The organism is Streptacidiphilus pinicola (genome assembly GCF_003258295.1).
GTDB classification, from domain to species: Bacteria; Actinomycetota; Actinomycetes; order Streptomycetales; family Streptomycetaceae; genus Streptacidiphilus; species Streptacidiphilus pinicola.
Map to the genome: position 1 here is coordinate 1 of NZ_QKYN01000066.1, position 13,891 is coordinate 13,891.

Here is a 13,891-nt window from a genome sequence, read left to right on the forward strand (position 1 = left end):
GTCCCTCGCCGCGCAGTACCCGGCGCCGGCGCCGGGTACTGCGCGGCGAGGGACTCGCGCGCGATCTTCTCCTGGAGCTTGAGGATGCCCTGCAGCAGCGCCTCAGGACGCGGCGGGCAGCCGGGGACGTAGACGTCGACCGGGATGATCTGGTCGACGCCCTTGGTCACCGAGTAGGAGTCCCAGTAGGGGCCGCCGGAGTTCGAGCAGGCGCCGAACGAGATGACGTACTTCGGCTCGGGCATCTGCTCGTACAGGCGCTTCACGGCCGGGGCCATCTTGTCCGTCACCGTGCCCGAGACGATCATCAGGTCCGCCTGGCGCGGGCCGGGCGCGAAGGGGATGACGCCGAGCCGGATGAAGTCGTGCTTGGCCATGGACGCGGCGATGAACTCGATCGCGCAGCAGGCCAGGCCGAAGTTGAAGCACCACAGGCTGTACCGGCGGCCCCAGTTCAGCACGACCTTGATCGGGTCGGGCGCCATCCGGGCCAGCGGGCCCAGCTTGCGGACTTCGAGCGCGCCGGGACGTGAGGGGTCCGGGGTTCCGAGATTCACGACCATTCCAGGACACCCTTCTTCCAGGCGTAGAGCAGACCCACCGCGAGGAAGCCGATGAAGACACCCATCTCCACCAGCGTCCCCGTCCCGAAGCCGGGCCCGGAGAAGACCGTGGCCCAGGGGAACAGGTAGATCGCGTCCACCGCGAAGATCACATACAGGAAGGCGTAGACGTAGTAGCGGACCTGGGTCTGCGCCCAGCCCTCGCCCACCGGGTCGACGCCGCACTCGTAGGCCAGCAGCTTCTCCGGCGTGGGCGCGAAGGGCCGCAGCAGCCGGTTGGCGGTGAAGGCCGTACCGACGAAGAGGATCCCGATCAGCGCCATCAGGCCGACGACGGAATAGGCGTGGAAGTACCCCGGGTGGGATGCCGCCAGTGCCTGCACGGCCTGCATGGTCGGTCGCCTCCGTTGGTCGCGTGTCTGGCTTAGGTGTCCGGGTCGCGTGTGGCGGGTGTGTCTCTTGACCCAATCCTTGCCTTTACGGGGCAGGAGTCTAGGTCCCAGCGGCTCCGACCTGTGAACCGCGCCCACCCGTTGAGCGGTCCCGGCCCCGGTGGTAGGGCTGTCCCCACCCCCGGTCTCCGCCCATCCCCATGGCGCACGGCACCCCGGAACGGTCAGGCTTGGGATCATGACTGAGCCGAACCGCCGTGCCCGGCGCCCCCACTTCGACGCCCGGATGGGGCGCCAGGTCGCCTACCTGCTCGCCGACCTCCCGATCGGCATCCTCGGCTTCGCCCTCACGGTGCCGCTGCTCTCGCTCGGCATCGGTCTGCTCGTGACCGTGGTGGGCTTCTGGCTGCTCTTCGCCGTACTGCTGTTGCTGCGGGCGGGCTCGGCGATGGAGCGCGCGCGGGCCCGCGCGCTGCTGGGCGAGGAGGTGCCGGACCCGGCGCCGGTCCAGGCGCGCAAGCCCGGCATCATGCAGAAGGTCTTCTCGACCCTGGGCGACGGCCTGTCCTGGCGCACCGCGCTGTACTTCGTGCTGATGCTGCCCTGGGGCATCGTCGCGTTCACCCTCACGGTGGTCTCCTCGGTCCTGCTCTTCCCGCTGCTGCCGTGGATCGTCCACGGGCTCTCCGCGGTCGACCGGGCGCTGGTCGGCTCGCTCCTCTCCCCCGGCCGGCTGACCGAGCGCGTCCGCGAGCTGGAGGACGACCGCGGCACGGTCGTCGACTCGGCCGCCGCCGACCTGCGCCGGATCGAGCGCGACCTGCACGACGGCGCGCAGGCGCGGCTGGTCACCCTCGCCATGGACCTGGGCCTGGCCAAGGAGAAGCTGACGGAGGATCCGGAGGCGGCGGCGCGGATGGTCGAGGGCGCGCACAACGAGGTGAAGCTGGCCCTGCGGGAGCTGCGCGACCTGGCCCGCGGCATCCACCCGGCGGTGCTCACCGACCGCGGCCTGGACGCGGCGCTGTCCTCGGTCGCCGCCCGCTGCCCGCTGCCGGGCGGCGTGCGGGTGGAGGTGGAGCTGGACGAGCGGCCGGACTCGGCGATCGAGGGGATCGCCTACTTCACCGTCAGCGAGCTGCTCACCAACGCCGCCAAGCACGCCCGCGCCGACAGCGCGAGCGTGGAGATCTGGCGCGCCGAGGACCGCCTGATGCTGCTGGTCCGCGACGACGGCACGGGCGGCGCGCAGGAGCTCCCGGGTGGCGGCCTGGCCGGTCTCGCGGAGCGGATCCGGGCCGTGGACGGGGTCTTCGTGGTCAAGAGCCCGCTGGGCGGGCCGACGGTCGTCACGGCCGAACTGCCCTGGCGCACGCGCGGCACCAGCCGGTGATGCCGGATTTGACCGTATGTTCGTCACGGTTAAGAAGCTGTACTGCGACGGTTGGGTCTCTGCCCCTACACCCTTCGCCCCGGTGTCACTAAGCTACGGCGTTCGACCGCGCGTGAACGCGCGGTCGAACGCCGTACGTATCGCCGATGCACCGAAGGAACTCGGGGGACACACGAAGTGACCACGCCGCAGAACCCGTACCAGACCCCGCAGCAGGGCGGCCAGGCCCCGCAGAACCCGTACGCCGCGCCGGGTGGCGCGGTCCCGCCTCAGGGTTACCCCGGCCAGGCCGCGCCCAACCAGGGCGTCCCGCCGCAGGGTTACCCGGGCCAGGCCCCGCAGGGCTTCCCGGCCCCGCCCGCCGCCGGCTACGCCGCCCCGCCGGCCGCGCCGAAGGTCTCCGTCAAGCGCCGCTTCGGCTTCGCCGGGGCGCGTCTGATCGTCAGCCTCGTCCTGCTCGTCGTGGTCGGTGGCGGCTACTGGGTCTACGACCAGATGAGCGGCGGCGCCGACACCGCCAAGGCCGGCGACTGCATGCACAACGACGGTTCGGACACCAGCCCGGACCTGCACGTCATCAGCTGCTCCGACTCCGGCGCCCAGTACAAGGTCGTCAAGGCCGCCAGCGGTGACGACAGCAGCCAGTGCAACGACGCCCAGGGCGCGACCAAGGTCTACACCCAGACCGGCGGCCGCGGGACCTCCGACGTCACCCTGTGCCTGGCCGTCCTCGGCAGCAACGGCTGACGCAGCCTTGCCGACGATCGTCCGCTTCGCCGAGCACGCGGTCCCGCCCGAACTCCGCGCGCAGGCACTCGCCCTGCAGGAGCAGGCGTGGCCGAGCGAGCCCGGCGGGGCGGACGATCCCGCGCACGACCCCGCACACGACCCGGCGCTGGAGCCGTACAGCCTGCTGCTCCTCGACGCCGACCGGACCGTGCTGGCCGCACTCGACGTGCTCAGCAAGGAGTTCACGCACGCGGGTGAGCGCTGGCGCGCCAGCGGCCTGAGCCGCGTCGTCACCGACCGGGCCCGGCAACGCGCGGGCCACGGCCGCACGTTGGTGGCCGCCGCGCTGGCGGGGATCCGCGACAGCGGCGTCGACCTCGGCCTGTTCACCTGCGACCGCCCGCTGCGCGCGTTCTACGCGGGCGCCGGCTGGCAGGAGTTGCCCGGTGCCGTCCTGGTCGGCGGCACGCCCGAGGCGCCGTTCCCGAGCGACCAGTGGGACAAGGTCACCATGGGCGCCTTCTTCACCCCGCGCGCCCGCGCCGCCGCGCCGCGCTTCGCCCACACCCGGATCGCGCTCCACCCCGGGAGCATCGACAAGCTCTGGTAGGGCTGTCCCCACCCCGAACACACCGAGTCACCCCAATGCCCCCGCGGCGCCCGCCCGGCAGGCTGGAACGCAGCACACGATCCAGCGATGCACGAGAAGCGACGCACGAAAGGCGGCTGCGGCATGACCACCCCCGCGATCCCCACAGGCCGGACCTGGCGGGAGACCCTCCATCTGATCCTCGACCTGCCGCTGGGCATCCTCTCCTTCAGCTACGTGGTCGTTCTTCTCGCCTTCGGGCTCGGCACCTCGATGACCTTCCTCGGGCTGCCGGTCCTCGTCGCCTGCGTCGGCGGGGCGCGCGGCTTCGCCGCGATGGAGCGGGCCCGCGCCCGCGCGCTGCTCGGTGTGGACGTCCCCGCGCCCGCGACGCCGACGCCGCCCCGCCCCGGCTTCGTCGGCTGGATCCGCGGCATGCTCGGCAACGGCGCGAACTGGCGTGCCGCGCTCTACGCGTTCCTGCTGCTGCCGATGGGCATCCTCGGGTTCACCCTCGCGGTGGTGCTCTGGAGCGTGGGCCTCTCCGCGGCTCTCTACCCGCTCTACCAGTGGGTCTTCCCCAGGTACGTGGGCTGGCCCGGCTACAGGCTGTGGGAGAACAACGGCCACAGCCACTACCTCTCCGGCTGGCCGGAGATCGCCGCCACCTGCGTCGCGGGGATCGTGCTGGTGCTGCTCGCGACGCAGGTGGTGCGGGGGCTGGCGGCGGTGCGCCGGGGCATGGTGCGCGGGCTGCTGCGCTGACCCGCTAGCGAGTCCCCACCGTCCGCGTGTCCCGCCCGGACCGCAGCACGGTGCCGGGGACGGCGCCGGTCAGCTTGCCCTCCCGGACCGTCTCGACGCCGTTGACCCGGACCGCGACGACGCCCTCCGGGCGGGAGTCGAGACGCGGGCTGTCGCCGGGGAGGTCGTGGACCAGGGTGGCCGGGCCGGCGTCGATGGTCTCCGGGTCGAGCAGCACCAGGTCCGCGAAGTTCCCCACCGCGACCGTCCCCCGTCCGCGCAGGCCGAACAGCTCCGCGGGGTCGGCGGTCAGCATCCGGACCGCCTGCTCCAGCGGGAGCAGTTGCCGCCGCCTCAGGCAGTCGCCCAGGAACCGGGTGGTGTACGGAGCGCCGCACATCCGGTCCAGGTGGGCGCCGGCGTCGGAGCCGCCGAGCATGACGTCCTCGTGCTGCCAGGTCTCCTGACGGAGCGTCCAGCTGGCGGGGTCGTTGTCGGTCGGCATCGGCCACAGCACGGTGCGCAGCTCGTCGTTGACGCAGATCTCGACGAGTGTCGCGAACGGGTCCTGGCCGCGGTCCGCCGCGATCTCGCGGACGACGCGTCCGGTGAGGCCGTCGTTGGCCCCGGAGTAGGTGTCGCCGATGACGTAGCGGCCGAAGTCGGCGAGGCGGCGGAAGACGCCCGCCTCGGGGCTGTCGGCGCGCCGCAGCAGCTCCTCGCGCACCTCGGGGCGCCGCAACTGCGCGATCCGCTCCGGCACCGGCAGGCCCAGGATCGGCCCCCAGCCGGGGATCAGGTTGAGCGCGCAGAAGGTGCCCAGGCTCATGTTCATCGGCGTCAGGATCGGCATGGTCAGCGCGACGATCCGGCCGCCCGCGGCCCGCGCCCGCTCGCTGGCCAGCAGTTGGCGCGGCACCCGGTCCGGGACGGCCGCGTCGACGGTCAGCACGTTCCAGTTGAGCGGACGTCCCGCGACGGCGCTCATCTGCACCAGCAGGTCGATCTCGGCGTCGGCGAACTTGTCCAGGCAGCCCGCGACGATGGCCTCGATCTGCGTGCCCGGGGCCTCGCCGACGGCGCGGCAGAGCGCGAGCAGCTCCTCCCGCCGCGCGTGCCGGGAGGCGACGGGCTGACCGTCGCCGTCCGAGTGCGTACTGGACTGCGTGGTGGACAGGCCCCACGCGCCCTCGGCCATGGCCTGCTTGAGCAGCGCGACCATCTGCGCCAACTGCCCGGGCGTGGGCTGCCCGCCGACGGCACCTTGGCCCATGACGTGGCGCCGCAGCGCGCAGTGGCCGACCATGAAGCCCGCGTTGACGGCGATCCTCCCGTCCAGCGCGCCGAGGTACTCGCCGAAGGTCGACCACGTCCACGGCACGCCCTCCTCGAGCGCGGCCAGCGACATGCCCTCGACGCGGGCCATCATCCGCCGCGTGTAGTCGGCGTCCTCCGGGCGCGCCGGGTTGAGCGGCGCGAGGGTGAACCCGCAGTTGCCGCCGGCGACGGTGGTGACGCCGTGCCCCAGCGACGGGGTCGCGAACGGATCCCAGAACAGCTGGGCGTCGTAGTGGGTGTGCGGGTCGACGAAGCCGGGGGTGAGCACCAGCCCGGTGGCGTCCTCGGTGGAGACCGCCGGCTCCGCACAGGCTCCCGCCGCCGTGATGACGGCGATCCTCCCGTCCTTGATGCCGACGTCGGCGGAGCGGGCCGCGGCGCCGGTGCCGTCGACGAGGGTCGCGCCCTGGATGAGGTGGTCGAGCATGCTCCTGCGCCCCTTAGCTAGCCGCCTGCCGGAAACGGGTGGTCCGGTGCACCGGATCGGTGTCGATCTTCGGGATGACGTGCTCGCCGATCAGGGAGATGGTCTGCGCGGTCAACTCCGGCGGCACGCCCACCGGCAGGCCGAAGACCAGCTGGTCCGCGCCCGCGGACTCCCAGCGCTTGCACTGCCGCAGCACGTCGTCCGGGTCGCCGCAGATCATCAGCTCCTCCTCGACGAGGAGCTGGATCAGCTCCTCGCTGTACTCGGGGAGCAGCTCCGGCCACTCGGGGATGCCCTCGGGCCGCGGGAAGGTGTCGTGGTAGCGGAAGAGCAGCGACTGCAGGTAGTTGAGCCCGCCGCGGGCGGCGATCCGGCGCGCCTCCTCGCGGGTCTCCGCGCAGACGGCCGTCGAGGTGACCATGACGTTGTCGTTGACGAAGGCCCCGACCGGCTCGGCCTCGCGGATCGCGTGCTTGTAGCTCTCGACGACCCACTCCATGTCGGAGACCTTCTGCACGCTGAAGCCCAGCACGCCAAGACCCTTGCGCGCGGCCATCTCGTAGGAGGAGGGGCTGCCGGCTGCGTACCACATGGCCGGGTGGGCCTTTCCGTACGGCTTGGGCAGCACCTTGCGCGGCGGCAGCGACCAGTGCTTGCCGGAGAAGCCCTGGTACTCCTCCTGGAGCCACATCTTGGGGAACTCCCCGATGGTCTCCTCCCACATCTCCTTGGTGGCGTTCATGTCCGTCACCTCGGGGAGGAATCCCAGGATCTCGTGGCTGCCGGCGCCGCGGCCGGTGCCGAACTCGAAGCGGCCGCCGGAGAGGTGGTCCAGCATGGCGACGCGTTCGGCGACCTTGACCGGGTGGTTCACCCGGGGCAGCGGGTTGAAGATGCCGGAGCCGACGTGGATCCGCTCGGTGGCGTGGGTGAGGTAGCCGATGGCCACGTCGTTGGCGGAGAGGTGCGAGTACTCCTCCAGGAAGTGGTGCTCGGTGAGCCAGGCGTACTTGAAGCCCGCCTTGTCGGCCTGGACGACGTAGTCCATCTCCTCCAGCAGGGCCTTGTGCTCGGCCTCCGGGTCGGCCTGGGAGCGACTTCTGGGCACGTAGCCCTGGATGAAGACACCGAACTCCATGAACGTTCACCCATCCATATCTGACGATCCATCAGATTGCGTTCCCGACTCTCGCACCCCCTCCAGCAGGGGTCAAGAGTCAGCCCAACCGGTCAGCCGATGCTGACGCCGCTCATCCAGCCGCCGTCGGCGACCATCGGCTGACCGGTGACGTAGGACGAGTCCGCCGAGGTCAGGAAGAGCGCCACTCGCGCCATCTCCTCCGGCCGGCCGATCCGGCCCAGCGGCACCGCCTTGCCGTACAGGTCCGCCGTGGCGGCGGCGAGGGCGGCGGCGTCCTCCGGGCTCAGCGCCGGGGCGCCGTCCGCGCCCGCGAAGGCGTTGGCCGGGTCGGACATCGGAGTGTCCACCGCGCCCGGGCAGATCGCGTTGACCCGGATGCCCTTCGGCGCCAGCTCCAGCGCGGCGACCCTGGTCATCGCGACGATCGCGCCCTTGGTCGCCGCGTACGAGGTCAGCAGCGCCATACCGGTCAGCGCGGTGTACGAGGCGGTGTTGACGATCGTGCCGCCGCCGGCGGCCTCGATGGCGGGCGCGGCGGCGCGCATACCGAGGAAGCAGCCGACCTGGTTGACCCGGACCACCGCCAGGTACTCATCCAGCGGCGTGCTGACCAGCTCGTTGAAGCGCAGGATCCCGGCGTTGTTGAGCAGGCCGTCCAGTTTGCCGAAGGCGGAGACCGCCGTCTCCACCGCCGCCGTCCAGTCCTGCTCGCTGCTGACGTCCAGGTGCTGGTAGCGCACCCGCTCCTGGCCGAGCTCCAGTTGCAGCTCCTTGGCCAGCGCCTCGCCGCGGTCGTCCAGGACGTCGCCGAGCAGCACCTGCGCTCCCTCGGCGGCGAAGAGCCTGGCCTCCGCCTCGCCCTGGCCGCGGGCGGCGCCGGTGATCAGGACGGTACGGCCGGCCAGCCGGCCGCTGGTGGTCTCGGTCATGGTGCGGGCTCCCCTCGGAACGCCTTATCTGACAGACCGTCAGTTTCCTGAAGGAGCCCGCACAAGGGAAGACCTCACACAACCAGCGGCAGTACGTCCGCCGCGATCAGCTCCAGCTGCGCGACGTACTCCTTGGCGTCCCGACTGCGCGGGCGCAGCTGCAGATGTGTGACGCCGACCGCGACGTAGCGGCGCAGCAGCTCGGCCAGCTCCTCCGGCTTGCCCGTGACCGAGCGCCGCCCGATCTCCCAGCCCGCCTCGCCGACGTACAGCGGCGGCGCGATCGCGTTGACCACGAACGCCCGGTCCGACCGCCCCTCCCGCTCGCGCACGGAACGGATCAGCTCCAGCTGGGCGGGGAGCGTGTCGAGGGTGTCGCCCTGGGAGAGCCAGCCCTCGGCGTGCGCGGCCGCGCGTCGCACCGCCGCCGGGGACGAGCCGCCGACCCAGATCGGCGGCGGCGCCTGCACGGGACGCGGGCTGACCGCCAGATCACGGAACGGGAAGCGCGGCCCGGGATGCTCCGGGTACTCCTCGGTCAGCGCGACGCGCAGCGCCGCGACGGTCTCGGTCAGGATCTCGCCGCGCCGGTGGAAGTCGACGCCGAGCGTCTCGAACTCCTCCTGCACATGGCCCGCGCCGACACCCAGGATCAGCCGGCCGCCGCTGAGCAGGTCCAGCGTCCCGTACTGCTTGGCGCTCAGCAGCGGATGCCGCAGCGGCGCGACGGCGACGTGCGACAGCAGCCGGGTGCGCGAGGTCAGCGCGGCGAGCCAGCCCAGCGTGGAGACCGGGTCGTACCAGGTCGCGCCCATCGGCCCGGCCAGCCGGCGCGGGATAGCGACGTGGTCGCAGCAGGCGAGGTAGGCGTAGCCGAGCCGGTCGGCGGCCTGGGCGACGGCGGCCAGCTCGGTCGGGCCGGCCCGCGTCTCCCAGGGCTCCACGAACATCGTGCTCTGCGCCTGGACGGGCAGCTGGATCCCGAACTCAGCCACGGCCGCCCCACAACCCCTCAGCCGTCAGGCCCAGCAGCCCGATCGCGTTGCCGCGCACCAACTGCTCGACCACCGGCGTGTCCAGGTGGCCCATCTGCTCCTCCGCCACCTCGCGGCTGCGCGGCCAGGTGGAGTCGGAGTGCGGGTAGTCGGTCTCGTAGAGCACGTTGGCGGCGCCGATGGCGTCGAGGTTGCGCAGACCGTGCGGGTCGTCGAAGAAGCAGCCGTAGATGTGCTCGGCGAAGAGCTCGCTGGGCCGGGTCAGCACCTTGTCGGCGACGCCGCCCCAGGCGCGGTTCTCCTCCCAGACCACGTCGGCGCGGGCCAGGATGTAGGGGATCCAGCCGATCTGCCCCTCGGCGTACATGATCTTCAGGCCGGGGAACCGGTCGAACTTGCCACTCATCAGCCAGTCGACCATGGAGAAGCAGCAGTTGGCGAAGGTGATGGTGGAGCCGACCGCGGGCGGCGCGTCCGCCGAGGTGGAGGGCATCCGCGAGGAGCTGCCGATGTGCATGGCGATGACCGTCCCGGTCTCCTCGCAGGCGCGCAGGAACGGGTCCCACGCGTCGGTGTGGATGCTGGGCAGGCCCAGGTGCGGGGGGATCTCGCTGAAGCAGACGGCCCGCACGCCGCGCGCGGCGTTGCGCCGTACCTCGGCGGCGGCCAGCTCGGCGTCCCACAGCGGCACGATGCCGAGCGGGATCATCCGGCCCTGCGCGGCCGGGCCGCACCACTCCTCGACCATCCAGTCGTTGTAGGCGCGGATGCAGAGCAGGCCCAGCTCGTGGTCCTTCGCCTCGGTGAAGGTCTGGCCGCAGAACCGCGGGAAGGTCGGGAAGCAGAGCGCCGACTGGACGTGGTTGACGTCCATGTCGGCGAGCCGCTCGGGTATGGAGTACGAGCCGGGGCGCATCTGCTCGTAGGTGATGGCCTCCAGCCGCACCTCCTCGCGGGGGTAACCGACGGCGGTGTCGAGGCGGGTGAGCGGACGGCGCAGGTCCTCGTAGACCCACCAGTCGGCGAGGGTGCCCTCGCTCCCCGGCTCGCCCATCCGCGGCGCGAACCGCCCGCCGACGAAGGTCATCTCGGCGAGCGGGGCCCGGACGATACGCGGGCCGAGCTCGCGGTACTTGGCGGGCAGCCGGTCCTGCCACACGTGCGGCGGCTCGACGGTGTGGTCGTCCACCGAAATGATCCAGGGGAAGCTCTCCATGCCGGTCAGGCTACGCGCAATCTGACGATCCGTCAGGACCCGTGCAAGGGGTACCGCCGCGCGGCCTGACCAGGCCGGGACCCGGGACTACGGGAGTGTGCCCAGGGTGACGTCGGCCGTCTTGCTCGCGCCGTCCCGCAGGTAGGTGACCTGGACCTGCTGGCCCGGCTTGAGCGAGGCCAGCGCCTGGGAGAGGGCCTGGGAGCTGTCGACGGTGATGCCGCCGAGCTGCGTGATCACGTCACCGGCCTGGATCCCGGCCTTGTCCGCCGGCCCGCCACTGGTCACCGCCACCACCCCGGCCCCGGAGGTCTGACTGCCGTTGGCGTTGGTGACGATCACGGTCCGGACCCCCACGCCGAGCGCCGCCCGGCCGGAGTTGACGACCTTGCCGTACTTGATCATCTGATCGGCCAGGTCCGTCACCGACGACGCCGGGATCGCGAAGCCGATGCCCGGCGCCTGCGCCCCACCCTGGTCACTGCTGACGGCGGCCAGCGTGTTGACGCCGATGACCTGGTCGGAGAGGTTGACCAGGGCGCCGCCGCTGTTGCCGGGATTGATGGCCGCGCTTGTCTGCACCATGTTGGGGATCGTCGTGCCCTGCGGGTTCTCCTCGGACTTGCCCTCGCTGACGGTGCGTCCGGTGGCGGAGACGATGCCCTGGGTGACGCTGGAGGACAGTCCGAGCGGACTGCCCATGGCCAGCACGATCTGGCCGACCGCCACCTTGGAGGTGTCCCCGAACACCGCGGGCGTGAGCTTGGCGGGCGGACTGCTGAGCTTGATCACCGCCAGGTCGTTGGCCGGATAGCTGGCGACCAGGGTCGCCGTCAGCGCCTTGGACTGGTCCGACAGCAGCACCTGGAAGCTCGTGGCGGTGCCGACGACATGGGCGTTGGTGACGATGTCGCCCTTGGTGTCGTAGACGATGCCCGTGCCGAGGCTGTTCGCTGCGTTGATCTGCACGATCGACGGCAGCACGGCCTTGACGGTGTTCTCGTAGTCGGTCTGCAGATCGTTGCTGACACTCGGGCCGGGAGCGGGGGTGCCTTGGTCCGAAGACGCGGCACTCCCGCCGCCGCCACCGCTGGTGCACGCGGCGAGCGCGAGCAGGGTCGCGGCGGCGACGACGGGGAGGAGGCGACGGGCCGGGAACTCCATGACTGCGACCTTCACTGTGGACGGCGATCGGCTTCTGTCCGCATTGTCGCTTTTGTCATCAAAGATTCCCGGAAGGCGCGCGAGCTAGCTCTTCGCCTTCGTCAGGTCGTAGACGGTCACCCCGGCCACGGTCTTCGCGGTGTAGTTCTTCGCGACCCAGGAGGCGATCTGCGCCGAGTCGCTGGACCCGCCGGTGCTGCTCCCGCCGCCGCCCATGGTCAGCGCGCCGCCCAGGAAGTAGTGCACCTTGCCGGCCCGCACCAGGCTCTCGAACTCGGCGAGCGTCGGCGCCGGGTCGGTGCCGTTGAACCCGCCGACGGCCATCACCGGCGCGTCGCTCGCCAACTGGTACCCGGCCGCGTTCTGCGAGCCGACGGCGGCGGCCACCCAGGTGTAGCCGGACGCGCCCGCCTTGAGCAGCGCGGTCAGCGCGGCGCCCGGCTTGCTGCCGTCCAGCAGGCCGCCCGCGCCCCCGCCGCCGCCACCGGGCATCCCGCCGCCGGTCCGGGTGCCACCGCCGAACCCCTTGAGGCCCTGACCTCCCTGGCTGCTCTGGCCGCCGCCCGGGAAACCACCCTGACCGCCGCCGGTGGAACCACCGCCCGCGAAGCCGCCGCCCGGTGCGCCACCGGTCCGCGTGCCACCCGCGGGCATCCCACCGCCGCGCATCCCACCGCCCCGCATGCCGCCACCGCCCGGACCGCCGCCGAAGCCGCCGCCCTGCACGGACGGGCCGGCCGAGGGCAGCGAGCCGCTGTGTGCCGTGCCCGCCGTCTCCACGCTGTACGCCGCCGGGCCGGCCAGCGAGGCCAGCACCGCGGCGGCCGCGGCCGCCGCCCAGAACCGACGGCCGATCAGCGGCCCGAAGGCCAGCACCAGGGCCGCCGCCAGCCCGACCAGCAGCACCGCCCAGCGCAGCCACGGCAGCCAGTCCGCACTCCGGTCGAGCAGCACGTACGCCCACACGGACGTCACCGCCACCACGCCCGCCGCGACACCGGAGGCGGCCCACTGCCCGCGCCGCTCCCACACCAGCCCGGCGCCGAGCCCGACCACCACGGCGATGTACGGCGCGAGCGCCACGTTGTAGTACGGGTGGAAGATCCCGGCCATGAAGCTGAAGACCAGGAAGGTCGTCACCAGCGCGCCGCCCCACAGCACCAGCGCCGCCCGCACCCCGTCCGTGCGCGGCGCGCGGCGGGCAGTAAAGGGGCCGAGCCACCACAGCCCGGCCACCAGCAGCAGGAACGCCGCCGGCAGCAGCCAGGCGATCTGACCGCCCATCTCGGACGTGAACAGCCGGGTGATGCCGGTCGCGCCCCACATGCCGCCCCCGGTCGCGCCGCCGCCCCCGCCGCCGACGCTGCCGGTCTCCGCGCCGGTGATCCGGCCGAAGCCGTTGTAGCCGAAGGTCAGCTCCAGGAAGTCGTCGTGCTGGCTGCCGCCGATGTACGGCCGGTACTGAGCGGGCGTCAGCTCGACCACGGCCACCCACCAGCCGGAGCTGACCACCAGCACCACCAGCGCGAGCAGCAGCTGCCGCACCCGCCGCCACAGCCCCGTCGGGGCGAACAGCAGGTAGGTCAGCCCGAAGGCGGGCAGCACCAGGAACGCCTGTAGGGTCTTGGTCAGGAACGCGAAGCCGACACAGGCCGCCGCCAGCAGCAGCCACCGCGTCCGCGCCTGCTCCTGCGCCCGCTGCACGGCGTAGCCGGCCAGGGCCAGCAGCAACGCCAGCAGCGCGTCGGGGTTGTTGAAGCGGAACATCAGCGCCGCGACCGGCGTCAGCGCCAGCACCGCGCCCGCGACCAGCGCCGGCCCGGCCGAGAAACGCCGCTTGACCGCCGCGTACACCACCGCGACGGCGGCGACGCCCTCCAGCGCCTGCGGCACCAGGATCGACCAGGCGTTGACGCCGAAGACCCGGGCGGAGAGCTCCATCACCCACAGGGACGCCGGCGGCTTGTCGACGGTGATGAAGTTCGCCGAGTCCGAGGAGCCGAAGAACATCGCCTTCCAGCTGTGCGCGCCCGCCTGCACGGCGGCCGAGTAGAACTGGTTGGCCCAGCCGGACGCGCCCAGATCCCACAGGTAGAGCAGCGCGGTCAGGGCCAGCAGGCAGAGGAAGGCTGGCCGGGCCCAGCGTGGATCACCCGTCCTCTCGGGCGCGGGTGCGGGCTGGTCGACGGTCGGTTCGGGGAGCGTAGCGGTCATGCCCTCACGGTCCCCGGGCACGCTGTCGGACGGGTGTGCCGTTCCTGTGCGCCCGCC

General features: G+C 72.2%; 13 protein-coding genes. 4 read left to right on the forward strand and 9 right to left on the reverse strand.

Translation table 11 applies throughout. From position 1 onward, the window contains the following. On the reverse strand, nt 1–563 hold a 563-nt coding region (locus tag DN069_RS16975; RefSeq protein WP_111501855.1), incomplete at its 3' end, for an NADH-quinone oxidoreductase subunit B. Next, on the reverse strand, nt 554–955 hold the full coding sequence (locus tag DN069_RS16980; protein ID WP_111501856.1) for an NADH-quinone oxidoreductase subunit A: 402 nt from the start codon (nt 953–955) through the stop codon (nt 554–556). The genes DN069_RS16980 and DN069_RS16975, both read right to left, overlap by 10 nt. A 238-nt stretch (nt 956–1,193) precedes the next feature. Between DN069_RS16980 and DN069_RS16985 the strand changes: the two genes are divergently transcribed. The 4 genes from DN069_RS16985 (at nt 1,194) to DN069_RS17000 (ending at nt 4,431) form a co-directional block, all read left to right on the forward strand. Continuing rightward, nucleotides 1,194–2,348: a sensor histidine kinase gene (locus tag DN069_RS16985; protein WP_111501857.1), complete on the forward strand. Its 1,155-nt coding sequence runs from the start codon at nt 1,194–1,196 to the stop codon at nt 2,346–2,348. A 177-nt stretch (nt 2,349–2,525) separates the two neighbouring features. Next, the gene (locus tag DN069_RS16990) at nt 2,526–3,095 is read left to right on the forward strand and encodes an LppU/SCO3897 family protein (RefSeq protein WP_111501858.1); all 570 of its coding nucleotides are present in this window, start codon (nt 2,526–2,528) and stop codon (nt 3,093–3,095) included. A gap of 7 nt (nt 3,096–3,102) precedes the next feature. Further along, entirely contained in the window at nt 3,103–3,687 is a 585-nt protein-coding gene (locus tag DN069_RS16995; protein WP_243639335.1) for a GNAT family N-acetyltransferase, read from the forward strand. A 123-nt stretch (nt 3,688–3,810) separates the two neighbouring features. Continuing rightward, complete coding sequence (locus DN069_RS17000; protein WP_165845524.1) at nt 3,811–4,431, forward strand: sensor domain-containing protein; 621 nt, start codon at nt 3,811–3,813, stop codon at nt 4,429–4,431. Between the two features lie 4 nt (nt 4,432–4,435). On the opposite strand, the gene DN069_RS17005 is transcribed toward DN069_RS17000, so the two are convergent. From DN069_RS17005 to DN069_RS17035, 7 genes are all read right to left on the reverse strand, one after another. Then, the gene (locus DN069_RS17005; RefSeq protein WP_111501860.1) at nt 4,436–6,175 is read right to left on the reverse strand and encodes an N-acyl-D-amino-acid deacylase family protein; all 1,740 of its coding nucleotides are present in this window, start codon (nt 6,173–6,175) and stop codon (nt 4,436–4,438) included. Between the two features lie 13 nt (nt 6,176–6,188). Further along, nucleotides 6,189–7,313 carry an LLM class flavin-dependent oxidoreductase gene (locus DN069_RS17010; RefSeq protein ID WP_111501861.1) on the reverse strand — a complete coding sequence of 375 codons (1,125 nt, stop codon included), beginning with the start codon at nt 7,311–7,313 and terminating at the stop codon, nt 6,189–6,191. Between the two features lie 92 nt (nt 7,314–7,405). Then, nucleotides 7,406–8,245 (reverse strand): SDR family NAD(P)-dependent oxidoreductase, encoded by an 840-nt coding sequence (locus tag DN069_RS17015; protein WP_111501862.1) that lies wholly within the window; start codon nt 8,243–8,245, stop codon nt 7,406–7,408. Nucleotides 8,246–8,319: 74 nt separating this feature from the next. Next, nucleotides 8,320–9,195 carry a TIGR03619 family F420-dependent LLM class oxidoreductase gene (locus DN069_RS17020; protein ID WP_111501925.1) on the reverse strand — a complete coding sequence of 292 codons (876 nt, stop codon included), beginning with the start codon at nt 9,193–9,195 and terminating at the stop codon, nt 8,320–8,322. Nucleotides 9,196–9,232: 37 nt separating this feature from the next. After that, a complete protein-coding gene (locus DN069_RS17025; RefSeq protein ID WP_111501863.1) occupies nt 9,233–10,456 on the reverse strand; it encodes an amidohydrolase family protein in 1,224 nt (407 codons plus the stop codon). A gap of 87 nt (nt 10,457–10,543) precedes the next feature. Further along, entirely contained in the window at nt 10,544–11,620 is a 1,077-nt protein-coding gene (locus DN069_RS17030; RefSeq protein ID WP_111501864.1) for a S1C family serine protease, read from the reverse strand. 84 nt (nt 11,621–11,704) lie between these two features. Continuing rightward, nucleotides 11,705–13,834 (reverse strand): glycosyltransferase family 39 protein, encoded by a 2,130-nt coding sequence (locus DN069_RS17035; protein ID WP_111501926.1) that lies wholly within the window; start codon nt 13,832–13,834, stop codon nt 11,705–11,707. Between the last annotated feature and the right edge of the window lie 57 nt (nt 13,835–13,891).